Annotated in this window: 16 protein-coding genes; 4 read left to right on the forward strand and 12 right to left on the reverse strand. The window is 48.7% G+C overall.

Features of this window, described 5'->3' with window-relative positions; translation table 11 throughout:
- Positions 1–17: 17 nt before the first annotated feature.
- The 4 genes from KIU71_RS08485 to KIU71_RS08500 form a co-directional block, all read right to left on the reverse strand.
- The gene (locus tag KIU71_RS08485; RefSeq protein WP_214130809.1) at positions 18–647 is read right to left on the reverse strand and encodes a TetR/AcrR family transcriptional regulator; all 630 of its coding nucleotides are present in this window, start codon (positions 645–647) and stop codon (positions 18–20) included.
- Positions 644–1,684 (reverse strand): protease SohB, encoded by a 1,041-nt coding sequence (gene sohB / locus KIU71_RS08490; protein WP_214130810.1) that lies wholly within the window; start codon positions 1,682–1,684, stop codon positions 644–646. Before sohB ends, KIU71_RS08485 begins: the two co-directional genes overlap by 4 nt.
- Positions 1,685–1,758: 74 nt before the next feature.
- A complete protein-coding gene (locus KIU71_RS08495; RefSeq protein WP_214130811.1) occupies positions 1,759–4,272 on the reverse strand; it encodes an acylase in 2,514 nt (837 codons plus the stop codon).
- Between the two features lie 176 nt (positions 4,273–4,448).
- On the reverse strand, positions 4,449–7,040 hold the full coding sequence (locus KIU71_RS08500; protein ID WP_214130812.1) for a VolA/Pla-1 family phospholipase: 2,592 nt from the start codon (positions 7,038–7,040) through the stop codon (positions 4,449–4,451).
- 387 nt (positions 7,041–7,427) lie between these two features.
- Here KIU71_RS08500 and KIU71_RS08505 point away from each other — a divergent pair, with 387 nt between their 5' ends.
- Positions 7,428–8,210, forward strand: coding sequence for a YciK family oxidoreductase (locus KIU71_RS08505; RefSeq protein ID WP_214130813.1), 783 nt, complete (start codon positions 7,428–7,430; stop codon positions 8,208–8,210).
- A 37-nt stretch (positions 8,211–8,247) separates the two neighbouring features.
- Here the strand turns inward: KIU71_RS08505 and glnS are convergent, their stop codons facing one another.
- On the reverse strand, positions 8,248–9,906 hold the full coding sequence (gene glnS / locus KIU71_RS08510) for a glutamine--tRNA ligase (RefSeq protein WP_214130814.1): 1,659 nt from the start codon (positions 9,904–9,906) through the stop codon (positions 8,248–8,250).
- 193 nt (positions 9,907–10,099) lie between these two features.
- Between glnS and KIU71_RS08515 the strand changes: the two genes are divergently transcribed.
- Positions 10,100–11,128: a LacI family DNA-binding transcriptional regulator gene (locus tag KIU71_RS08515; RefSeq protein WP_214130815.1), complete on the forward strand. Its 1,029-nt coding sequence runs from the start codon at positions 10,100–10,102 to the stop codon at positions 11,126–11,128.
- A gap of 17 nt (positions 11,129–11,145) precedes the next feature.
- Here the strand turns inward: KIU71_RS08515 and KIU71_RS08520 are convergent, their stop codons facing one another.
- Both KIU71_RS08520 and KIU71_RS08525 read right to left on the reverse strand, forming a co-directional pair.
- Complete coding sequence (locus KIU71_RS08520; RefSeq protein ID WP_214130816.1) at positions 11,146–12,621, reverse strand: MFS transporter; 1,476 nt, start codon at positions 12,619–12,621, stop codon at positions 11,146–11,148.
- A 37-nt stretch (positions 12,622–12,658) separates the two neighbouring features.
- The gene (locus tag KIU71_RS08525; protein ID WP_315853270.1) at positions 12,659–14,539 is read right to left on the reverse strand and encodes a glycoside hydrolase family 13 protein; all 1,881 of its coding nucleotides are present in this window, start codon (positions 14,537–14,539) and stop codon (positions 12,659–12,661) included.
- 339 nt (positions 14,540–14,878) lie between these two features.
- Between KIU71_RS08525 and KIU71_RS08530 the strand changes: the two genes are divergently transcribed.
- Positions 14,879–16,351 carry a tryptophan halogenase family protein gene (locus tag KIU71_RS08530; RefSeq protein WP_214130817.1) on the forward strand — a complete coding sequence of 491 codons (1,473 nt, stop codon included), beginning with the start codon at positions 14,879–14,881 and terminating at the stop codon, positions 16,349–16,351.
- A gap of 6 nt (positions 16,352–16,357) precedes the next feature.
- Here the strand turns inward: KIU71_RS08530 and KIU71_RS08535 are convergent, their stop codons facing one another.
- From KIU71_RS08535 to KIU71_RS08555, 5 genes are all read right to left on the reverse strand, one after another.
- A complete protein-coding gene (locus KIU71_RS08535) occupies positions 16,358–18,745 on the reverse strand; it encodes a glycoside hydrolase family 31 protein (RefSeq protein ID WP_214130818.1) in 2,388 nt (795 codons plus the stop codon).
- Positions 18,742–20,709 (reverse strand): alpha-amylase family protein, encoded by a 1,968-nt coding sequence (locus KIU71_RS08540; protein ID WP_390881837.1) that lies wholly within the window; start codon positions 20,707–20,709, stop codon positions 18,742–18,744. The genes KIU71_RS08535 and KIU71_RS08540 overlap by 4 nt, the downstream gene beginning before the upstream one ends.
- A gap of 136 nt (positions 20,710–20,845) precedes the next feature.
- Positions 20,846–20,998 carry a DUF5989 family protein gene (locus KIU71_RS08545; RefSeq protein ID WP_214130819.1) on the reverse strand — a complete coding sequence of 51 codons (153 nt, stop codon included), beginning with the start codon at positions 20,996–20,998 and terminating at the stop codon, positions 20,846–20,848.
- 1 nt (position 20,999) lies between these two features.
- Positions 21,000–21,431 (reverse strand): SxtJ family membrane protein, encoded by a 432-nt coding sequence (locus KIU71_RS08550; protein ID WP_214130821.1) that lies wholly within the window; start codon positions 21,429–21,431, stop codon positions 21,000–21,002.
- Positions 21,432–21,436: 5 nt separating this feature from the next.
- On the reverse strand, positions 21,437–23,290 hold the full coding sequence (locus KIU71_RS08555) for a carbamoyltransferase family protein (RefSeq protein ID WP_214130823.1): 1,854 nt from the start codon (positions 23,288–23,290) through the stop codon (positions 21,437–21,439).
- Here KIU71_RS08555 and KIU71_RS08560 point away from each other — a divergent pair.
- Positions 23,280–25,151: a tetratricopeptide repeat protein gene (locus tag KIU71_RS08560; protein WP_214130824.1), complete on the forward strand. Its 1,872-nt coding sequence runs from the start codon at positions 23,280–23,282 to the stop codon at positions 25,149–25,151. The two genes, KIU71_RS08555 and KIU71_RS08560, sit on opposite strands and share 11 nt — an antisense overlap.

Here is a 25,151-nt window from a genome sequence, read left to right on the forward strand (position 1 = left end):
TTTATCATCAATCTCGGTTAACGGCTTCTACCTGCCTCAATGCCCATCGACACGAAAGACACTAAGCGATGCACTATGCTACTGACTGTTTCCTTCGTATCGAAGTCTGATTGCGCGATATCACACAGCGCTTTATGTGATGACATCGAAAACACAAAGCTACCCAAGGCAAAATGCAGACGCCAAAATAAGTCACTGGTTTCGACGTGAGGTAATACGGATTGAAAGCGACTGCGTAGCGTATGAATGGTATTGCCATAGTGAGTCAGGATAAAGGTTCTTAAGTGCCCTTGTGTCTCACTGTACCCTCGGCCTAACAGTTGAACAAAAATAGCCATCCCGTTTGGATGTTGTTTTTCAATTTCAAGCAGTGCATTGGCGATTGACTCCACCAAACTATTAACGGTTACCGTTGTCGCAGCGTCCAACGCCTCCAACGAATGGTCAACATGCGGGATGGCAACGTCAAAATAACGCGCAAGCACAGCTTGAATAAGGTTTTTCTTACTACCAAAATGGTAGTTTACCGACGCTAAGTTAACGCCAGCCTGCTGCGTGATCATGCGCAGAGATGTGTTTTCAAACCCGTGGTTAGCAAACAACGACTCTGCGGCGATGATGATCCGCTGCTTCGTAGTCAAGTTCATCTAAAAAGCGACTGTGACCGTTCCCATACACGCATTAACCCGCGCTCAGTGGCCGACGCAAACCCCAATCCGAGTTTTTCAGCCATGCTCTTTTTCGCTGCGTATTTAATCGCGTAAACCTTTTTCTGCTTGTTTTTCGCCATAATGAAATCATCAGACGTCTGAATCGAGTCAATCAACCCCAGATCCAGCGCTTTGTTACCATACCAATACTCACCGGTGGCCACTTTATCGATGTCAAGATCAGGACGATGATCAGACACAAAGCGTTTAAACATGCCGTGTACATCTTCAAGCTCTTCTCGAAACTTCTCTCTACCCGCTTCGTTATTCTCGCCGAACATCGTCAAAGTACGTTTAAACGCTCCCGCGGTGTGCTGTTCAAATTCTACGTCATGTTTCTTCAACACTTTGTTGAAGTTGGGTAATTGCGCAATAACGCCAATTGAGCCGATAATGGCAAAAGGCGACGCTATTATTTTATCGGCAACACAGGCCATCATGTAGCCACCACTTGCGGCCACTTTATCAACGGCAATGGTTAGGGGTAACTTAGCATCTTTGATACGCTGTAATTGTGATGCAGCAAGACCGTAACCGTGCACGACGCCCCCGCCACTTTCAACATTCACTAGCACTTCGTCCTGCTCAGACGCGATGCTTAATACGGCTGTGACCTCTTCGCGCAGTTGATCAACCTCGTGCGCATCCATTGAGCCATCAAAGTCGATGACAAACAGGCGTGATGCGTTTTTTTCACTATCTTTCGATGATTTTTTTGCCTGTTTTTTATCGGCTTTCGCTTTGGCTTTATCCGCTTTGTCCAGCGCTTTCAGTTCATCCTTGGATAGCAAAACGCCTTTTGCGTAATCTACAATGCCATCTAATTTTTCTGAAATCGATGTGATCTCAAGTTGACCATTGGACGGCTTTTGACGCATCGCTTGCCCCGCGATGACCGCGACAACAACCGCAATCGCGACAACGATAGTAATAGCTTTTGCGAGAAATACGCCGTACTCGTATAAGAACTCCAAATTAACCTCTACTCAGTGTGTGAACAATAAAAAAGGACCCGAAGGTCCTTTTTCACCTGATAATTACCGCAATTTTACTGTGAAGAAAGGTTTAACTCCATGATTTTATTTGCTTCAATCTCAGCCTCTGTGAACAACATGGGGCGTAACTGCGGTTGACTGGAATACAATAGTGTCTGATCCAGAAAATGGTCGCTGTCGCGATTCGATGATTGCGAATACGTTAAGATACCATTAGCTTGTGGACCGTCCTCTGTAAAGTTCATCACTATCATCCAGCTGCTTCCGTAATTGATGTGGTAACCCTCGCCTTCTGCGCTTAAACGCGTGCTGCTATTAATGGGTGCATAGCTGTGGCGTGGAAGTAGCGTTGGATCATTGCTGCGTGTGTCAAACACATTAAATCCGCCTTCAATGTTGTGCGCACCACCCCAGGGCAATTTATTACCCGACGGTTGACCGGCAACGGTGCTACGTTCCACAAATTGAACCTCGCCCATGGTTGCATCAAGTGCGATACCCGCAGTCTGCATGTTCACAATCGCACGTGCAAAATGTTCTAGTGTAGTGTCTGTCGCGGCCAATTCACGCGGTGTATTCACCGGATCGGCTGCATCAAACGGCACAACCCACTGTGGTGCACGATTAAATTGAAATGCAAATTCTCTGAACAGTGGTGCACCTGAACTCATCAGGTTCATTCTACCGTCCCACCCGGCCAGCGCTGTACAGCCTTCACTGAGGTTAACGGCATTACCATCCACCATGACCGGATCATCGCCGCGCGCCTCACACTGGCTCAGCAGTTGCGTTGCCACCGATTCGCCTAAATAATTGCGATTGTTGAGCAACGCTTCCTCAACTTCAGCCGGTGAAAAGAGATTGTCACTGCCAGAACTATCTGCGAGCAGGCGGTGAGCCATTCTTGAACGTAGTGACTGCTGATTATCGACTTGGCCATACAATGGTGACACGCCCGTGATCGGATTCTCTAAATTCGTCAGCCAGAAGCTGTCATTCGAATTCTGGACATAATCCGACCCCTCATATTTTGGTGCCTCTTCATAGGGTACTGGTCGGTCAAAATCAAATGCCGACAAAAAGCCAGGCAGCACCGTAAACCCTGCCGCAGCACGAGTCTGAACTAACAGTGGATTCGTGGTTAATTCATTGATCGCCGTTGCAGTAAGGCGCGGTACAGTCGAGTCGTCAATGTAAAACACCTGACCATCTTTGGATGTTGCCATGGTGTTATTAAAAATAACGCCATCATAGTCTTTGAAAGCCTGCTTGAACTCATCCATATCGTTGGCAAGGTTCATGGCTAACCAGTGATCAATGACATCAAAATTAGGTAAGTTTGCATCCTTTATCGCAAACGCATTGCCACCCGGCCCCCACTCAAAATTTCCCGGTACAACGACCATAGGGCCATAATTTGTGGAATAACTGGTTTTAGCCAGCTTAATGGTTTGCCCGGGTCCGACCGCAACGTCAATCTCATGGGTTTGGGAAAATATCGTACGAGGACTTCCATCCACCGTATGTGATAGGTTTGAATCATCCTCTAATGACAATTGATACATCACAAAATGCTCTGCCGTAGAAAACGTATGAGTCCATGCAACATTTTCATTGAAACCGATGTTAACTGCACCCGGCAGCCCCATCAGCGAGCCGCCTGTTACATCCAGATGGCCTGGGATTGTTGTGTGAAACTGCCAGAATCGCAATGCTCCGGTGTGGGGGAAGTGCGGATTCGCCAATAGAATCCCTTGCCCATTTTCCGTCTTATCACTGCCTAAGCCCCAACCATTTGAACCAAGATCCAACGGATTCATTTCAGGCAGTTCGACGGTAGGACTCATGCGGGGCATCATTTCTTCAGGGCTATTAACCGGCGTTGGTAGAAAACTTTCACCTGGCGGTGCGGCTACAAACATCGCACTGAGAAAATTCGCCGCACCCGGCAGTAAGGCAACGCCTAGTGAATACGTTAATAAATCAACGCTATCGATAGGCTGAACCCAGGGTTGTCCTGCACAACGACCGTCGATATTGGCCGAGCCTGTCTCACTTAGATAGCGGTTATAGCCCTGAGTGTAGCCTGACAGCATGGCCCGAGTATTTGCCGAAAGTGACGCGAAATTCTCCTCTGCAATGTCGCGAATACCTAGCGTTAGGAAGCCGAAATCGTTGATCAAATGAGCAGAGTCACCACTGCCCGGATTCATGTCAGGACCATAAAATTTAGCACGTTGGGAATTGTACCGGATGATTTGGTCGGCAAGCACACAAATGTTGTCTTTAGCAAACGCGTACCCTACGCCATACGACATACTTTCAAGGTTGTCCGCTGTCACGTGCGGCACACCATAGGTCGTCCAGCGAATATTCGCCTCAAGTACACCATCACTATCAAAGTTTGGAACCGCTGGAGCCGGCGTTGGGGGTGAAACGGGAGGGGGTGGCGTAGGCTGTTGGGGAACATCAGCAAAATCGTTGTCATTGCCGCCACAAGCGGTTAAACCAATCACACTTAGCGCCAGTGCAGTGCGTTTAAAAAGTGGCTTGAATTGCCAAATCATGAATCTCTCCATCCTGTAAGTAAGATCATAACGGGTATATCAAAAGGCCTAATAATTTACAAATTATTTACATCGATAGTCTTATATATTTGCGACGATGAATTCGCTCGTCTTGCGGAGGTGAGAACAAAAAAGCCAGTGCAAAAGCACTGGCTTTTTGAATCACAAAACAGTGATTAGTTCGCGATTACGTCAGTATTAGTGATAACAATCGCGCGACCTGATGACTGTACATAACCTGCAACCTGACGTTGCATTTCAGCCGTAACAGCCGGGTCGGATGCTGGATTCAAGCTGCTGGCGTGAGCACCAGAATTGAACTGAACAATTCCACTGACTGGTTCAGTGCTCTGCACCGTGCTGACCACCTGCTCAAGGCCAATGACACCAGCCAATGGCAACTGACCGGATAACGGCAACGCAGTAGTGATAGGGATAACCTGATCAGACGGTTTGTCTGCACCGTTACCAACTACCGTCATCATGTGCACAGGCGTGTTGCTACCGAGACGCTGACCGAAGTTAATCGGATCAGCAGAATCCAGCGACGTTTGCGCTGCAAAAGCAAACTGATTGAACACGCCGTTCACTTGTGCAAGTTGCGCAGGCGTTAAATTATCCAAAAATGTATTTACCGCCGCGACCAGTTGAGCTTCGGTTACGTCAGTAGAGCCATACAATTGCACCAATAAGGCGTTGAAATCTTCAGATGATTCACTTAACAACAAGCCCTTGATCAAGCCACCAAATGCAGGGCTTTCGATTAAGAACTGCGCGGTACCGCCGCCTGGAGACTCCAGTGATGCTGCTGTGACACCGAACAACCCGTCAATCAGCGGGTTACCCAGCGAACTGTTCGCAACTGCAGCGAAGTTTCCGCCAGTAATGGCGCCAAGCGAAACGCCCATCACCGATACTCTCGATGCGTCGATATCAGCCATCTGCGTTGTAGTTGTATCGACAAAGGCGTTTAGTCCCAAACGTACGCCCAATAGATCAGACACTGACTGACGCAAGTTGTCACGCGCGGTCGGTAAGCTACCTAAATTCATATAGTGGGTAGCTGACACCGTGGTTGCATTGAGATCATCAACACCGTCACCGTTCAGGTCAAAGCCACGAGAACCGTGGATAGGTTGATCAATAGCCACCGTCGCAAAACCAGCCAACGATAATGCCCCTGTTATCGCGAGCATATCTTCTTTTTTAGAGGTAATACCGTGCGCCAAGATAACCACTGGCCATCCCGCTTCAGGTTTCTCAATCGGAAAACCAAGACCAGCCGCGATCTGAGCATTTGGCATGGTAACTTGCACGTCTAGCGTTTCATTACCATTATTGCCGCCGCGCGGTTGAGGAACTGGGTTGAATTTAGTGATATTGCGGTCACGATCAAGCTTTTGCCCATTAACACGTAAATCGCGTAATCCAATCGCGCTACACAAGCCGTCATTTGGACCCGGCGTTGCCGTGGCAAGCACCTCTGGTGATGCACCAGCGAGTACGATGCCCGAATCACATGCGGCTTCCCAGAACTGATTCACCGGAGCAAGCGGATTTTCAGCCGACGGGATGCCCAAGTAATACGGCAGCGAGATACTCGCTTCTAAACGGTTTGCCGCACAGAAAGGCCCTGCTTGGCCCAAAATGCCGGTCGCAACGCCAACTGCAAAGTCATTCACCTGGCCCCATACGGGCTGTAATTGCCCCGTCACCGTACCAAACAGACCGTTACAGGTTTGAAGCGCAGAGAAATCAGTCGATTCGATCAACGGCACTAAAGGTGCCGCTTCCGGCGGCAGTTGGGAAATACCCAATTGAACTGCACCGGCTACCGTCTGTGCATTCACAAGGCCCAGTGTTTCCATCACGTTCTGTGGCCCTGATGCATCTTCAACGACTATCGCTGGCAATGATTGACCCGCATTTGGATCGCCAGCGCCCGCGCGGGCAGCAAACTCTGCGATCATCACTTGCTTAAGCGTTTCTAGCGTGGAGATAGTAGATTGTGTTGTGAAAGCTGATACATACGTAAGCTCTTCACGATTGAAACCTACTGTTGAGAGTGCGTCGATATGCGAATTTACCAAGCCTTGCAAACTTAATTGTGATTCAGTCGCTAATGGGAATTCATCAATATCCTGCTTTACCAGATCCCATGTGGTAGACCCTTGAACAGACTTACCAGAAGTATCCTTCAAAGCGTCTGTCATGACTAGCACGTGACCTTGTGCCGGCTTCAACGGTTTCAGAAAGACAACGTTTATCGTGCTATCACCACTTAGCGACAGCACAAAATCTTGACCAAATACTAATTCGTCACCGACTTTACAGCCTGCACTGGGCACTTGAATAGCAGCACAATCAGGGTCACTTTGATCAAGGCCCAAAGTCGCTTCGAACAAGCGCACGCCCGCACTCAAAGTGTTTTCATCCAACGCAACGCCAGCGACAGTGTTCACCTCAATCACAAACGGGTGGCTCGTCGACCAGCCATCTAAAACGTTTAGTGCGTTTTGAGGATCGCCAAAATCAGTCGGGTCAGCAACCGGGATGTTGAGAGTGTAATCAAAGAATCCATCGTCACCCGGCAGCATCAGTAAATCATTAGGGATATTCAAATCACCGTTTGCCGGATCAAAAACAATGCGCGAAAACGGCGTTTCAACCGGTATTTCTGCTTCGATGTAAGCGATTTTCTCACCACCACCGCAACCCACCAAACCCAATGCCATAGCGACACTGGTGCTGATAAATAGTTTTCTCATTTCTACTCCCTACAATTCTATTGTTATTCTTGTTCGACGATTAGTCTGTGCGTACTTGAGAAACCTGCCGTTCACACAAATGAACAATATTTAAACAAGTAAGACCAGTTAAGTTTGCCTAATATTATGGGCTTTGCAGCAACAATGCAAAGGTTTGTTAATACTTTGTAAGTGCATTTATCATCCACGACTTTTGAAGAGATCTGACCCGCTTAAATATTCACCACTTCCGCAAAGTATCTTCAATATCAAATCATTTGCTTTAGAGCGTGTTGACCAAAAGAGTTGTCGGTACAGGGTTATTTTAGTTTATCATTGGTTCTTTGTTTACCGCCGCAACAGTATGCTTCGGATTGCGGTTCAACGTGCTGCTAAGTAGTGATAACTATGCCTTCAACTTTTTCATTCTCTCGTTCAATATCGGTTGCGAATTCATTTACCGCCCCACTCCATGCTTTGCGCGACAAAGTCATACTGATCACCGGCGCCGGTGATGGTATAGGTAAAGAAATAGCGCTGAGCTATGCCAAACATGGCGCAATTTGTATTTTGCTGGGCCGAACGGTCAGTAAACTGGAAGCCGTTTATGATGAAATTATTGAGTCAGGTGGACAGGAGCCGGCTATTGTTCCTCTGGATCTCAATGGCGCAACGCCACAAAATTATAGTGATATGGGTAGCACGATCATCGATCAATTCAAGCAACTCGATGGTCTCGTGCTCAACGCCAGTGTGTTAGGTATGCTATGCCCTTTTGCAGAGATTAAACCTAACGAATGGCAAGAGGCCATGCAGGTCAATGTGAACGCTAACGCTTACCTGATTCAGGGGTTACTTCCAGCACTGAAGAAATCGCCATCAGCATCGGTTATTTTCACGACATCGTCTGTAGGGCGCCAAGGACGCAAGTTTTGGGGTGCATACAGTGTTTCCAAATTTGCCACAGAGGGCATGATGGAAGTGCTGGCCGATGAATTTCAAGCGGAAGCAATCCGCTTCAATTGCATCAACCCGGGCGCCACGCGCACTGACATGCGCGCCAAAGCTTACCCAGCCGAGGATAAAAGTCAGCTAAAAACACCCGAGGAGATCATGCCCACCTACCTGTATTTGATGTGTTCAGAAAGCCAATCAGTCACAGGAAGTGTGTTTGACTGCCAGCCGAAATAGGGGGAATACACAAGCACCCACAAATGACTGACACGCGTCAACGATCTTTCCAAGTATCTCGCAGCTCTACCGTGCGGTTAAACACCAAGCGTTCTGGTGTAGAGTTGGCATCGAGGCAAAAGTAGCCTGTGCGTTCGAATTGAAAAGCGTCACCTACAGAGGCGTTGGTTAGCGACGGCTCAACCACTCCTGTTACCGTGATCAATGAATCAGGATTGATCGTGTCAACGAAATTTTCGGCACTTGCAGGATTAGGCACGCTGAACAACCTGTCGTATAGATTAATATCAGCTTTTATGCCATGACTGCAATCAACCCAATGGATTACGCCTTTCACTTTACGCCCATCTTCTGGGTCTTTGCCAAGCGTATTTGCATCATAGGTGCAGAATATGCACGTGATATTTCCGGCATCATCCTTTTCAACACGTTCAGCTTTGATAACGTACGCATTACGAAGGCGCACTTCTTTACCCAACACTAAACGTTTGAATTTCTTATTGGCTTCTTCGCGAAAATCGTCAGCTTCAATCCAGACTTCACGACCAAATGGAAGTTCGCGATACCCCATGCTTTCATCGTTCGGATGATTCGGCGCCTTCAACGTTTCAGTCTGTTCTTGCGGATAATTCTCTATCACGATTTTGACGGGATCCAATACAGCCATCGCACGCGGCGCATTGGCATTAAGATCGTCACGAATACAGGCTTCGAGCATGCCCATTTCGACCAGATTATCCATTTTTGTGACACCGATACGCAGACAAAATTCACGGATCGACGCAGGCGTATAGCCTCGGCGCTTCAACCCTGCGATGGTGGGCATACGTGGGTCATCCCAGCCTGATACAAAGTTTTCATCAACCAATTGAATCAATTTACGTTTACTCAAAACGGTATATTCAAGGTTCAAACGAGAAAATTCATATTGGCGCGGCGTTGCGGGTGCACTGATGTTTTCGATCACCCAGTCATACAAGCGGCGATTATCCTGAAACTCTAACGTACACAAACTGTGTGTGATATTTTCCAACGCATCCGATATGCAGTGTGTAAAGTCATACATCGGGTAGATGCACCACTTATCCGCAGTTTGATGGTGATGGGCGAACTTGATGCGATAAAGTACCGGATCGCGCATACACATAAACGGCGAAGCCATGTCAATTTTGGCACGTAAACTACATTCGCCTTCCTGATACTTCCCTTCACGCATCGCGATGAAGTGCTCGCGATTTTCTTCAACCGAGGTATCACGATACGGGCTGTTTGTGCCGGGTTGCGTTAATGTTCCACGCATCTCCCGCACCGCGTCCTGCCCCGAAAAATCGACATACGCCAAGCCTTTCTCAACCAGCTCCATGGCATAGTCATAAAGCTTCTCAAAGTAATCGGACGAGTAATGAACATCGCCGCTCCACTGAAAGCCTAACCACTGCACGTCATTCTTTATCGCGTTAACAAAATCGATATTTTCTTTCTCAGGGTTGGTGTCATCAAAGCGCAAATTACACTGACCTTGATAGTCACTCGCGAGCCCAAAATTTAAGCAAATCGATTTAGCGTGACCAATGTGCAAATACCCATTCGGTTCAGGAGGGAAACGCGTAGTAATTGTTTGATGCACGCCGTTTTGCAAGTCTTTTTCAATAATTTGACGGACAAAGTTGGTCGGACGGTGTTCTGTCTCGGCCATTCAGGCTTTCCTCTGGTTGTCGGTGTATTACTCGCGTTGGTAATAGTACCGGATCGATTACTGACTGGCGCAAAGTATACCATCGCACTTTGATTACGATAGCGATTTATAACATTTCTATGAAACTCATTGCGCCACAGAAATGTGCTAAGGTATAACACTAAGATGGTTATTACGGGACAAACCAACCACAATGAAGGACAAAGCGACTTCGTTTGATATCGCACACATGGCTGGGGTTTCTCAGTCGACGGTATCGCGGGCTTTAAGTAACAGTCCTCTTGTTAATAAAGAGACGCGTGAGCGCGTGCAGCGAATAGCGCGCGAAATGAATTACAAAGTGGATAAGAACGCGAGTAATTTGCGCAAACAGCGCAGTTCTACGATTGCGCTGTTATTGTTTGAAGATCCGTCTCCCGACGACTCCTTGATAAACCCTTTTTTCATGTCGATGCTTGGCAGTATTACTCGCGCATGTGCAACCTTCAACTACGACCTGTTGGTGTCGTTTCAGAACATGAACGGCGATTGGCACGCAGAATATGAAGACTCACATAAGTCTGATGGCCTTATTCTGCTTGGCTATGGCGACTATCTTGACTACCGCGATAAGTTAACGCAGTTACAGGATCAGGGTACACACTTTGTTCGCTGGGGTGCGCATGACACAGAATATCCGGGTATTTCAATTGGTTGCGATAACTACCAAGGCGGTCAAATAATTACCGAACACCTTATCCAGCAAGGTGCTAAATCGTTTGCGTTTATCGGTACCGCAGGACAACGCGCCCCCGAATTTATGGCGCGTTTCCAAGGCCACATCGACATGCTAGCCACCCACAACCTTCTGCCGCAGGAAGCCATTCAGTACAACGCGGTCTCAACTGAAGAAGCTGGCTTTGACGCAACACAAAAACTGCTTGCCAGTGGTGCTCGCCCTAATGCGCTTGTGTGTGCAAGCGACTTGATTGCCGTGGGTGCGATTAAATGTTTGAAAACCCACGGTATCGGTGTGCCTCGAGATATGTTGGTATCGGGCTACGACAATATCCCGATTTCAGGGTTTACTACGCCTACCCTCTCAACGGTGCAGCAAAATACGAAAAAAGCCGGTGAGTTGTTAGTCAGTAATTTACTAAAGTTGATTAAAGGAGAGTCCGTAGCCGACTATCTGATGCCAGCCGAATTGGTGATCAGAGAGTCCACTCAACGAGCGGACTAACTGTTATCGCGTGTTCACTAGGGCGTGGTCGTTGCTGCTTGCGCTTCTTGCCCTTCTTGCACCCAGAAAACTGAAATCGCGCCAAGCACCATCGAAACACCGGCAACGATGATGATGTACTTTGCTTCATTGGCAAATACACTGCTGAGTATCCAGCCTGACAATAAGCCTGACACAATTTGCGGCGCGGCAATGGTAAAGTTAAAGATACCCATATACACGCCAGTTTTGTTCGCCGGTAAAGAGCCCGCAAGTATTGCGTAGGGCATGGCTAAAATAGCAGCCCAGGCGATACCGACGCCAATCATGGGCAGTAATAGGTTAACGGCGCCGACCGGCACTTCAACCTGAGTAATCAACAGGTTAACCGTCACGGGCGTCAGATCTTGAAAGAAGACGAAGCTGATATAGCTTAATCCGCCAAGCGCTAATGATCCTGCATAAACCCATTTACGTCCGATTTTATCAGCCAATTTCGCTAAAAAGACTGAAAATACTGCGGCAAACAGTGAATAGGCAGCAAACATGATCCCTACCCAATCACCTGCTGCACCTTTCGCATTGATGACATATTCAGGAATAATCGCCACGGTACTGAGATAACCGGGATCAAACCATTTTGTTTCCAGCCCCCAAATATGTTGAGTAATGGCTGGCATGGTGTAAACCCACATGATGAATAACGCAAACCACGAAAAGAACTGCACAACCGCCAGTTGCTTCATCGTCGTTGGCATTGTTTTCATCAGTTGCCAAAATCCGGCCAGACGTTGTCCCAGTGTTTTCTGTTCGGCATTTTCACGCGCCACTGCGTCCGCATCCATACCCTTATACGCATAGTACTCTTTAGGCGCATATTCTTTAGTACGGATCACTGTCCAAATTACCGTTCCTAACAATACCGTTGCGCCGATGTAAAACGCCCAGATCACTGAAGGTGCAACTTCGCCCGCTTGCGCCGTATTTTCTAAACCAATGACGTTGGTTAAAGCAAACGGTAAAATCGAACCGACGACTGCGCCAATATTGATCAGTAATGACTGCACTGAATAGCCAATGTTGCGCTGTTTTGCTGGTACCATGTCTGAAACCAGTGCGCGAAACGGTTGAAAGCACACGTTAAACGAAGCATCCATAATCGCTAGCATCAATGCCCCAAATAGCATGGGTGCCATAAATGCAACAAACAGCGGAGCATTTGGCATTAAAAACATGCCCATTGCAGCAGCTATGGCCCCTGCAAGAATGAAAGGCCTGCGCCGTCCAAGGCGGTTCCATGTTCTATCCGAGGCCGCCCCAACGATGGGTTGAACCAAAAGCCCCATGATTGGCGCGACAAGCCAAAAGAGGCTTAACTGATGCAGATCGGCCCCTAAGTCAGACAAAATTCGACTTACGTTAGCGTTTTGCAGTGCAAAGCCAAATTGCACGCCAAGGAAGCCAAAGCTGACATTCCAAACTTGCCAGAAGCTTAATTGCGGTTGTTGTTTCATAGGTAATGCGTGTCCCTAATTGTTGTTTTTATCTATTTTATTGGAGTGTGAATATCTGTGTAGACTTTGCGTCGAGTAAAACATGATCGCCTATCGGTTGCTGCTCGTTTTTCAACACGTTGTTTAATATCGATTTTTGACTCAGAAACTGTTCGAATCGCGCAGTGGGAAGTGCCACCTCTTGCGCGTTTTTATTCAATGCGACCATAACGATATCGTCACCTTCATGCCTGAAATACACGTATACGCCGTCATTTGGCGCATAATGCGTCATCTCGCCATGCGTAATCGCAGGGCTTGAGCGCCGGAAATTCAGTAAGGCTTTGAAGTAAGCCTGCAATTGACGCTGCTGCGGACTGAGTCCCTGTTGTGTGAAAGCATTAACAGCGTCACCTGGCCAACCGCCGGGAAAATCGGCACGGAGTAACCCGTGATCATCTGTACCGGGATGACTCATTCCAATTTCGGTGCCGTAAAACACCTGAGGAATGCCTCGCGTTGTGAGGATCACCGACATCGCCATTTTCATCAGCGCCTGATCATCATCGAATTGGGTCATGACACGGCTCATATCATGATTATCTGCAAACACCACCAGATTGTAAGGGTCGCCGTACAGAAAATCAGAGGCAAAGGTTTCATACAGTTTTCGCAAACCCGTTGCCCATGTTTCTTCCTCAGTCAACGCCTCGTAAAGAGCGACTTGCAACGGAAAATCCATCACACTGGGAAGCTCACTGGAGTAATCATCATGACGCATTGAACCACGCTGCCAGTAAGCTGTTATCGCCGGATTTGTGGTCCATTCCTCACCGACGATATTCAGATTCGGGTATTCCGCCATTATCCTCGATGTCCACTCAGACAGAAACTCTTTGTCTGAATAGGAATAGGTATCCACCCGCAAGCCGGACAAATCCGCAAACTCAATCCACCATATCGCGTACTGAATCAGGTAAGTTGCCAGCAATGGATTGCGCTGATTCAAATCAGGCATGGTCGGCACAAACCAGCCACTCGCAAAGCCTTCGATGTCAGCCTCAACCGCGTGAGGGTCATGTAAGGCCTCACGACGGTGTGAGGTGGGAACGAATTTTCTACCGTGATTAATCCAATCTGCGCTGGGCATATCGTCCATCCAGACATGCTCCGAACCGATATGATTCAGTACCACATCTTTGATGACGCCAATTCCGCGTTCACGCGCCTGATGGCTCAGTTGCTGATACAACGCATTGGTGCCAAAACGTGGGTCAATCTGGAAGTAATCAGTGGTTGAATATCCGTGATAGGAATAGGCGTCCATGGCATTTTCCAGCAAAGGCATAGTCCAGATTTGCGTAAACCCCATGTCATGCAAATAATCTAAGTGATTAATAATGCCTTGAATATCACCACCATGGCGTCCCCCTTTGTTATTCCGATCGACTGGGTCGGCGTAACCTTCTACGGTATCGTTTTGTATGTCACCATTGGCAAAGCGATCCGGCGTTATGAGATAGATAGCGTCTTTAGCTGAGAAACCTTCCCTCATGGCAGAGTTCTGACGACGCTGCGCCAGATTGTAGTGCACGGTCTTTTTATCGTCTTCGCCATTCAATATTATCTCGAACGCTTCCGGCTCGGCTCGCTCGGGTAGGCGTAAGTGGATAAACAAATAATTGGGGTTATCCGTGCGCGAGACGTTTTCTATGTGAACCTGAGCAGACGTTAAGCTGGGTGTGTATTGTGCAATATTGTCGCCATGCAGCATTAACTGCAGTTGTTGTGACTTCATCCCTGCCCACCAATGTGGTGGGGAAACCTGAACAGATGCAGTGCCTACATTTTTATTATCGCCTGCGTGAACCGGCGCCATAGTCGCGTTGAGCAACATTAACGTCGCTGTGGCGAAAAAACAAAATGGCAATATTTTCACTGCGTATCCCGTGATAATTGGTTTAACAATACGTTAACAACGCAGTCTAAACGCCGCAGCGTCAAATTACTATTCAACTGCATACGTATTCAAGCAAGAGTGTTGAAGGAATACTCACCGTTAACGAGGGATTTCAATTCACTCTACGAAAACGTTCTATTAAAGCAATGGTAGCGATGCTAAGCACCAGCAGCAAAACGGCTAATCCACTTAACATCACAATACGCATTATTCTGCTTCCTTACCTAAAGCGATAGCACTTAATCATTGTAATAAGATTGGGCTGACATGAGAATAGAGGCATACCAGTCCAAAATAAAAAGCCGGTAAGACAAAATAATGAGTAATAAACAGCGCATCATTATTGTGGGGGGAGGCACAGCCGGTTGGATGACGGCGGGGTTGCTCAATCACCGGTTGAGCGCCTCACAATTTGAGATCACGGTGATCGAGTCGGCGGATATTGGGGTAATCGGTGTCGGCGAGGGGTCGACACCTCAATTAAAGACATTCTTTGATTTACTGTCGATTACCGAAGCCGAGTGGATGCCTGCGTGTCACGCAACCTATAAAAATGGCATTCAATTTAATCAGTGGACGCAGGACAAACCACGCAATCATTATTTTCACCCTTTCCCTTCAGCGACGGATCGCGACACCGCGCGTACCTTTTTACTCCAGTCTCACTATGCGCAACAGGGCTCAAAAGCGGCCTACCACCCTGATGACTATTTTCTAGCGGCTCATCTCGCGAAACAAGGGAAGTCTCCGGTTTCCGCTACGTCGATAAATCTCAACTATGCCTATCACTTTGATTCATTGGCGCTGGGCAAGTTCATTCGTGACACCGTGGTTGCAAGAGGCGTAAAACATACGATAGCCACAGTGCAACACGTCAACCTAAAGGAAAATGGTGATATACAGAGTGTTGTCACGCAATGCGGTAAAGCACTATCAGCGGAGTGGTTTTTTGACTGCAGCGGTTTCAACGGTTTGTTAATTCAGAAAACACTGGGCACTCACTTTGTGTCGTTCAAAGACAATCTGTTTAATAATGCAGCCGTCGCACTTGCAACACCTGCCGACAGTGAACCATGCGCCTATACCAGCGCAACGGCGTTGAGCTGTGGTTGGGCATGGCATATCCCGCTCACTCACCGAAATGGCAACGGTTATGTGTACAGCAGCGATTTTTGTTGTAGCGATGAGGCCGAAACAGAGTTACGCAAGCATTTGGGCTTACTGGATGCCGACGTAACAGCCCGCCACCTGACCATGAACGTTGGCCGCTGTGAGAACACGTGGGTCAATAACTGCATCGCCGTGGGATTATCGCAAGGGTTTATTGAACCCTTGGAAGCAACCGCTTTACACATCGTACAGGAAACAGTGATCCAGTTTATCGGTGCGTTTGAAGCAGGTCATTATTCGCGCCAGCATCAACGGCAATTCAATGACGTTATCAATGCACGTATTGATGGGATCCGCGATTACATCGTATGCCATTATCAGGTTTCAAACCGCAACGACTCGGCGTATTGGCGCGCCAACACGCAGAATCAGCACCGTTCGATATCATTGCAAATGCTGCTTGATGTGTGGCAACGCGGTGGTGATTTGGCAGGAGAAGTCGCTCGCCAGCAGATTGGACATTACTATCCTGCGATCTCATGGCTGTGTTTGCTCACTGGCTATGCGCACCTTCCCGCTTACCACAGTCTGGCACCCGTGACACCAGCGATCGCCCAGCAGTTGCAACAGCTGAGTGAGCAATTTATGACTCACCCAGAAGCGTTGCGAGCGTTATCGTAAAAGCGACTACTGCAAAATCAGCTGATGTGAGCGTGTAACATCTTGAACAGAAACTCGAAACACACCATTTTCATCACCTTTAGCTTCCCACGATGACGTCAAAAGTTCACCCGCCGGCTCACCATCAATAAGTACACGCTTAGGTTTTGCCGTTAGGCCATGCACAACCCAGGTAACTGACCGCTGGTTGACTCGCCCGGTAAAATTACCTTCTGATTGCCAGTCAAACTGCAACTGTTCGCCATGGCGTGCGCGCAGCGTTATTGACTCCACCTTTTGTTCAGACAACGTATTCGTGCTAACGCCGTCATCATCGTAAAACGTGTACTGTGCATCACTCACTGATGAATCAGCATAGTAGTGAATGACAAGCTCTGTGGTCGAATAGCGACTTAAATTATTTAGCTCTGGTACGGTAGGGATAAATGCGCCCGCTTTTACAAGCACGGGGATTTCATCAAGCGGGGCCGCCACCGTCACACGCCGACCGCCATTCAATTTCTCGCTGCTCCAGAAGTTGAACCAGACGCCCTCTGGTGCATCCAAAGAGACCGATAAGCTGCCTTGCTGTACAACAGGCGTCACCAGAAATGCATCGCCAAACATAAAGCTTTGGGTATTGTCGATGCTGGCATTTTCAAACTCGTAGGCCAGTGGTCGCATCAATGGCGCGCCCGTTCGGCTGTTCTCATGACTCAGCGCATAAATATAGGGCGCTAACCGATAGCGCAATTTAATCAAATCACGAGCGCGGCTTTTAACCGGGTCATCGTGAAAAACGGGCTCAGGCGCGATGTGTTCCTGCGCATGGGGCCTGAAGACAGGCGAGAATACACCCAGTTGCAACCAGCGCGTGTACAATTCGGCGTCAAACGTTTCGCCACCAGCAAATCCACCTAAATCCGAATGCGTATACGCCAAACCGAACAAACTCATTTGTAAAGCCAGTTCGACTTGTGACTGCAGCCCCCCCCACTCGCGGCTGACATCGCCCGTCCAAGGGATCATTCCATAGCGCTGCGAACCGGCAAAACCTGAGCGCATCATCACAAATGGCCGTTGACCCGGTGCCATCGCTAATTGCCGTTCGTACACCATTTTAGCCCACTGATGACCGTAAGCGTTATGCACTTCGTCAGCGGTTGCCAGCGTACCGTTCACATTATGTAGGCTGTCAGCAGGATGGACTTCTGGTTCGCCTAAATCACCCCACCAGCCTGCAACACCCTGATTTGCCAGCTTTTCATAATACTGCCAAAACCAATCCTGTGCGTTGCTATCAAATACGTCAACTAAACCGGTATTCCCGAAATAAAAATCAAACGTTCGTGGTTCTGCAGCCAGATTTTTTGCCAACGCGTTATTACTGACTGCACTTTGCCATTGGCTTGATGACGTAAGAATAAAAGGCTCCGTAATCACAATCGTTTTGATGCCTTGCTTCTTTAGTTTCCCTATCATGCCTTCAGGATCAGGCCACGTCGGTTTATGCCAATTGAGGTTGCCCATGTGGCCTTTAATATCAGGGCCAAACCAATACAGGTCGAGCACCACGGCATCTACCGGGATATCCTGCTCCACAAAGGCATCAATCGTGTCAATGACTTCCTGTTGAGTGCGATAACCAAATCGAGAGGCAAAATTGCCCAGCGCCCAACGTGGCGGCAGCGGTTGCCGCCCTGTCACCAGCGTCACCTGTTCGACCACATCGGCATAGTCACGCCCAGCCGCGACAATATAGGCCGTGCGACCTCCCACGGCCTCAAACTGCAATACATCTTTCTCAGTATGGCCGATGTCCAGCGTGCCGCGCGCGCTGTTGTCGAAAATAATCGAATAATGATCTGATGACATCACAGCGGACAAGCCGAAATACATCTGGTTCGATTCGGTGGTGTAACCGTAGTGTGCCTGGTTGTACAGAGGCATTCTGTGACCACGACGATCCATCCCGAGCACGCGTTGACCACCCCCAAGGACTTTTTCGTCAGGCTCTAGTTCAAAACGAAAGCCTCGCACAGTGTCGTGCTGAAAGAGTCCAATTTCTTCACTTAACAATGGCTCTCCAGCAAATTCATAGGACAGTTTGAGCGGCTCGGCTTGCACCACGACGCGCAGATTGGGTAGCGTGAACGCCCACCCCGAATCTATTTTCTGGAGCGACGCACTCACGTTTTCATCAAGCGCGGGATCAATCGCGAATGAAGGTAACTGCTTTACATCATTCGGCTGATACCACACGCTGACACTTTGCGCAGTCAATGCCCGCACTTCAACCTTACCTTCATCCGTCACAATGGTTAATGCATCGGCTCGATGCTCAACGCTTTGCACGATCGCCGCGTGTAAAGGTACCGACACGCACAATAACAGCCAACATAACGTCATTTTCATTGGGCTAGCTCCAACACGACCGATTGCAATGGTACTAGCGTCAGCGACACACTACCTATACCCTCCGGGCTCACCGTCATCGTATACGGTGCTTCGGTGAGTAGATCCACCAGCTCATACTCCCCTGGGGGGAGAGACCATTGTTGTATCACTGCCTCTGGCACGACCAAGTCAAACTGTTTGCGGGAAGAGGTAAATTGACTGGCGACCAACAGGCGCGCGTCATCCTGCCATCGCGCAAACGCAAAGGTTTTGTCGTCGTACTCACCTTGTTGAGCCACATTGGCGCTATGCAAGCTCATGTAGTCTCCTTGCATAGCCGGATGCTGCGCTGAAATATTCATCACTTTGATGTAAAACTCGCGAAGTTGTCGCTCGGTGTCGCTGAGTTGACCTCCATCGAATGCGCCATTGTTCATCCAGCGTTGATGAGCAGGTACGCCGGCATAGTCGAATATGGTTGTTCGACTCGGATCGCCAAAGCCTGTTTCCTCACTGCCGTCTTCTCCAACGTCTTGGCCGAAGTACAACATGGTTGGCGAACGGCTGATCAGAGCGGAAACGACTAGCGCGGGTTTGCCCTTCTCGGCACTGCCAGCGAATTCTGGTGCCGCAATGCGCTGTTCATCATGATTTTCTAGAAAATGCAGCATATGAGCTTCAATATCCTGCATTCGCGTTTGTGTTTCGGCCAATACAGATGCATCACCGTGCCCTTGCATCACAGCTTTTAGCCCATCATAAAACTCGACTTTATCGTACAAGTAATCCATCTTGCCTAAGTGGATATAATCACGATACAAATGCGGCTGATAAACTTCTGCGAGCAGAAACGCGTTAGGTTTTTTCACTTTGATCGAGGCGTTAAGAAATGACCAAAACTCAACCGGTACCATCTCGGCCATGTCATATCGGAAGCCGTCGACGCCGCGGTCAAGCCAGTAGTGCACGATATCGTGAAATTTATACCAGCTATCTGGCAATGATTTGTCTTGCCAGAAAGCGTGATGTTCGGCAAATCCTTTATCTGCGTAGCCGTCCGGCAGGGTTGGAAAATCGTAACTGCCATCTGGCCGAACACCATAATTGACTTTGACGGTTTCATACCAATCGTTCGCGCTTGGCTGCGCGGCACGCGCACCGTTACCAGTCCATTTGGCAGGATTTTCGTCAAACTGCCCATCCGCTAACGGATGCGGATCACCACCCAGTGGCTGATAATTATTTTCAGGCTGAGGAACGACAAAAGGTTGCCCCACCACATAGTAAAAATTGTTGTTTCGCGCATATTCAACGCGTGTATCATCTCCTTGACCAAAGTCTTTTACCCCCTCCGGCGCGGCCAAAGACTGATAATCTCGTGCCACGTGATTGGGCACGATATCAATGATGACCTGCATTCCGGCTGCGTGAGTGCGCTCAATGAGCGCATCAAACTCTGCCAGTCGATTTGCTGGATCAACGGCCAGATCCGGGTTCACCGAATAGTAATCTTTCACCGCATAAGGCGAGCCTGCACGGCCTTTAACCACATCGGGATCGTCATTACTGATGCCATACGCCGTATAGTCATTGATCACGGCGTGGTGTGGCACACCTGTATACCAGATATGGGTGGTACCCAACGCTTTGATGCCAGACAGCGCCGCAGGCGTGAAATCGTTAAACTTGCCGACACCGTTTTGTTCAATCGTTCCCCATGGCGTGTTGGTCGTATTGGTATTGCCAAACAATCGCGTGAAAACCTGATAGACGACGGGTTTCCCCTGCACGGCCTGAGTTTTCGACGCCATTGGCTTTTCTCCCTCGCCATGAGGCGATTGCTGACTATTGGAACTATCGGTGGCGTTTGATGTGGCGCCTGTACAGGCAGATAGCATGCTCACTAATGCTGCGACGCACGCATAACGGCGCACCGAACTTGCGAAGAAAGTGTGATGGAAAATCATATCAGGATTGGTCATTGGCGACTCATGGATGACAAAGTTAGTGGGCCTAGCATACCCGTTAATGAATTGTTAACTCAATCTGCATACGTATGTACTCATGACAGACTAGACGGTATCTGTTCAACCTTTTTGGTATGCAGCGAGTTATCGATCAAAATAACGTGTATATAAAGGCTGCGAGCGAAGACTGCTGGGTAGCGATAACAATACCGCCCAAAAGTGCCAGGATCACAACGATAGGCAACAACCACATTTTCTTACGCACACGCAAAAACGACCAAAGATCGTGCAAAAATTCGAACATGTTAAAAAGGTTCCTTCAAGTTTTCTGCAGTGGGCGATTGTGTACGGTCAATCCAGTAGCTTTCCGCTGACGGGTCAAGTTTTCGATGATAACCGAGTTTGTTCAACCCACGTAAGATCAAACCGATAGGCATGATCAGTAAAAAAAACGCAATACCCAAAATGATGACGGTATTCGTCCACCCGAGCAGACTGGCAATGATCATCCAGACCACATACAGAGGATACAACGCAATGGGCACAACAAACGCACTGAGGAGGAGTGTCACACTCACATACCACGGCCAAAGTGGATACGCCTGATCAAACAACCACGGCAACAGTAATGCGAAAAATAGCGGGAACGCTATCGCCATTTGCCATGCGAACTGGCGCAGTGCAGCGCTATCGTGCTTTTCGGCCATCGGTAACATTATTGTGTTAAGCGGTTTCACTGCACCTAATCCTTATCAAAAGTCACACGACGAGCACGTTGGATCGCCTCTGTGCATTGAGATGATTTTTCTAATAACCAGTTGCCCATCACGAGTATATCCATGTCGGTGGCCAGAAATCCCCGTATTGCGTCTTTAGGCGTGCAAACCGGTGGTTCTCCACGCACATTGAATGAAGTGTTGATTAACACGGCCGTGCCTGTTTTTTGTTTGAATGCACTGAGTAACGCATGTAACCGAGGGTTTATGTGCTGTTCCACGGTTTGCAGGCGGGCGGAAAAATCGATATGCGTAATGGCGGGCAAATAGGAGCGGCGCTGGTTGACGCGTTCCAAATGGTTTTTCTGGCTCTGCTGCGGAGGAACCGCACAGCGCAGTTCAGATTTCACTGGGGCCGTCATCAGCATGTAGGGGCTTACCCCCTCAAAATCAAAATAATCAAGGCAGTCTTCCGCCAGAACGATTGGTGCAAACGGTCTGAATGATTCACGCTGTTTAATCGCTACATTCATTTTGCGTTGCATCGAGTCGCTGCGAGCATCACCAAGAATTGACCGATTCCCTAGCGCTCGCGGACCAAACTCCATACGCCCCTGAAACCAGCCGACGACACACTCCTGAGTCAGAGCCAAGACGACTCGTTCTCGCACTGCCTGTTCGGTTAGGTGAACAGCCGGTAGCTGTTGTTCGTGAATAGCCTGCGCGATATCTTCATCGCTATAGGCCGGCCCTAACTGCGCCCCTTGCATAGCGTCATTGTCCGTCAGGTAATGTGTATTACGCGGTTTGTCATTAGCGCTATACCATGCACAGAGCGCCGCACCTAACGCGCCGCCCGCATCACCTGACGCAGGCTGAACCCAAATCTTATCAAACCCCGTGTGCGCGACGATTTTTGCATTCGCGACGCAATTCAGGGCGACACCGCCAGCCAAGCATAAATGTCGACTGCCGGTTAATTGATGCGCATGCTGTGCAACTTTTATGACGATTTCTTCAGTCACCTGTTGAATAGAGCTGGCCATGTCACAATAAAACGCGTTCGGTGTCGCATCAGCGGTTAACGCCGGTGCACCAAATAGTTTAGCAAATGCGTTATTGGTCATCACACTACCCACGGCAAAATCAAAATAGCGCATATTCAGGCGATAACTGCCGTCTGGCTTTACGTCAATTAAATGCTGATAGATGGTTTCTACGAAGCGTGGGGTGCCATAAGGCGCTAGCCCCATTAGCTTATACTCACCAGCGTTAACACGAAAGCCACAATAATAGGTAAACGCTGAGTACAGTAATCCCAGAGAGTGTGGAAAATGCAGCTCTTGCCGGATAGTTAATGTGTTCCCTTTTCCATGCCACAGGCTACTGGTGGCCCACTCCCCAACCCCATCCATACAAACAACGGCTGCCTCTTCAAACGGGCTGGGGTAAAATGCTGAGGCGGCGTGCGACTGATGATGCTCAGTAAACAGTAGCGGTGGGATCTGACTAGCCGATTTTTCTGGCAACAGCACCTTAAGTTCGCGCCGAAGCACACTTTTTAAATAAAGCTTTTCTTTGAGCCAGACGGGCATGGCACGCACAAAGGACAAAAAGCCCTTGGGTGCGTGCGCTAGGTATGTTTCCAGTAGGCGTTCGAATTTAAGCAACGGCTTGTCGTAGAACACCACTGAATCGATTTCGGCTATCGTCAAGCCTGCCTCGCTCAAACAATATTTCACCGCATCGATGGGGAAACGCGGATCATGTTTGCGCCTTGAGAACCTTTCTTGCTGCGCTGCGGCAATGATCACGCCGTCGACCACGACACACGCAGCACTGTCATGATAATAGGCTGATATCCCCAAAATGGCGGTCATTTTTATTCTTCTCATTCGACGAGGCGATGGTGGATACGCGAATCATGACCCATCGTCTGTTGTTATTCAATCTTATCCAGATTACTCTTTTAGCCTATGGAAGCCTGTATACATCGTTGAGAGCCACACTTTGCCGGGTAGCACTTTAAACAAAAAGCCACTTTTTTATATGATCGCACTGCTGATCCCTGTTGGCTTTTTAGCACTGATAGAAGGTGGGCTGAGATTGGTGGGGTACGGCGAAACCATTCCCTTATTTATCCCCTCGGACCAACCAGGGTGGTTACAACCAAACCCGCATATTATTCAGCGCTACTTCCATTCAACCGACGCAGCACCCAGCGTCAGCCCAGATACATTTCTCTTTCAAGCCGAGAAGCCAGAGCAAACGCTGCGTCTGGTACTCATGGGCGGATCCACAGCGGCAGGGTTTCCTTACGGACGGTTTGGTTCCCCAGCGGGCATGCTTCAACAGCGTTTCAAGTACTTGTATCCAGAGCATGATATCGAAGTTATTTCAGTGGCCATGGCAAGTATCAACTCCTATGCATTGCGTGATTTTACTGATGAAGTCATCGCTATCCAACCCGACGCCGTGCTGGTTTACGCCGGTCACAACGAATATCTGGGGATCATGGGGGTGGGCTCAGTATACGCCAGCAAGGGCGGCCATTGGGCTAATATTGCCTATCTTAAGTTGCAGAATGTGCGCTTGTTTCAGCTGATGCAATCACTGGTAAGCGCGTTTAAAGACGAAGCCCCGACACATCGATCGCAACGCACGGTAATGGCAACCGTGGCCAAAGAGAAAAATATACCGATGGGTTCAGCGCTTTACTATGCGGGATTAGCGCAGTTTGAAAGCAATTTAACGGCAATATTGAGTCATTTTAACGATGCAGATGTACCGGTTGTCGTCAGTACCATCGCCGCCAACGAAAAAGACCAAGCTCCCTTCGAGTCTTATCCCATCGACAACGAGAATCAATCGGCTGACTTTGCATTTGCCCAAGCTCAGTTAGCCTTCTCACGCGGAAATGTCGCACAGGCAAAACGCCATTTTGTGCGTGCATCGGATTTGGACCTGTTGCGCTTTCGTGCCCCGAGCGAATTTAATCACATCATCAAACGCCAAGCCGATCAACACGGCGCCGCGGTAGCCGACAGTTATGCGCTCTTTTCGAACGAAATTTCGCATAACATCATCGATAAAACGCTCATGCTAGAGCATTTACACCCTACCGCCAGAGGGTATTTCCTATTAGCTAATAGCTTTGCCGACGCGATCGAAGATGCTCAAATACTACCAGACCTGCCACCCCGCCCAGTCGATTTAAACACGTTATGGAGTGATACTCCTTTGACTGAAGTCGATCATGCGCTTGCACAGTACAAAGTCGCGCAGTTAACCGCTGACTACCCGTTTCAAACCCAACCCACAGGTTACACCATGCCTGCACCGACGTCAGTGTTCGAATCATTGGCACAACAGCGACTGAATGGTGAAAATTGGCTTACGCAACAGCAGCATTTACTGGCGCTGTATCAGCGTCAACAACGCAGTGATGACGCGGCTAAAGTGGCAGGCCTTCTCTTTGATGCTTTAAAAAACAATCGTCAGGCAGCGATTGTTGCAAGCAAATTGTATTTACGCAGCCAGCAATGGCCACAGGCACATTATTACGCTCGCAAGGCCGTTGAACTGGCACCAGATGATATTGCAGCGCGGCTCACGTACGCTGAAGCATTATTTCGCAACAATCGGGTAAGTGACTCAAAGCAACAGCTAGAAACCGTACTCGCCCGCGATCCGGATAATGTCAACGCGAAACGCTATCTCAACCGGTTAACATCAAACTAA

Source organism: Alteromonas oceanisediminis (genome assembly GCF_018474025.1).
Taxonomy (GTDB): Bacteria; Pseudomonadota; Gammaproteobacteria; order Enterobacterales; family Alteromonadaceae; genus Alteromonas_E; species Alteromonas_E oceanisediminis.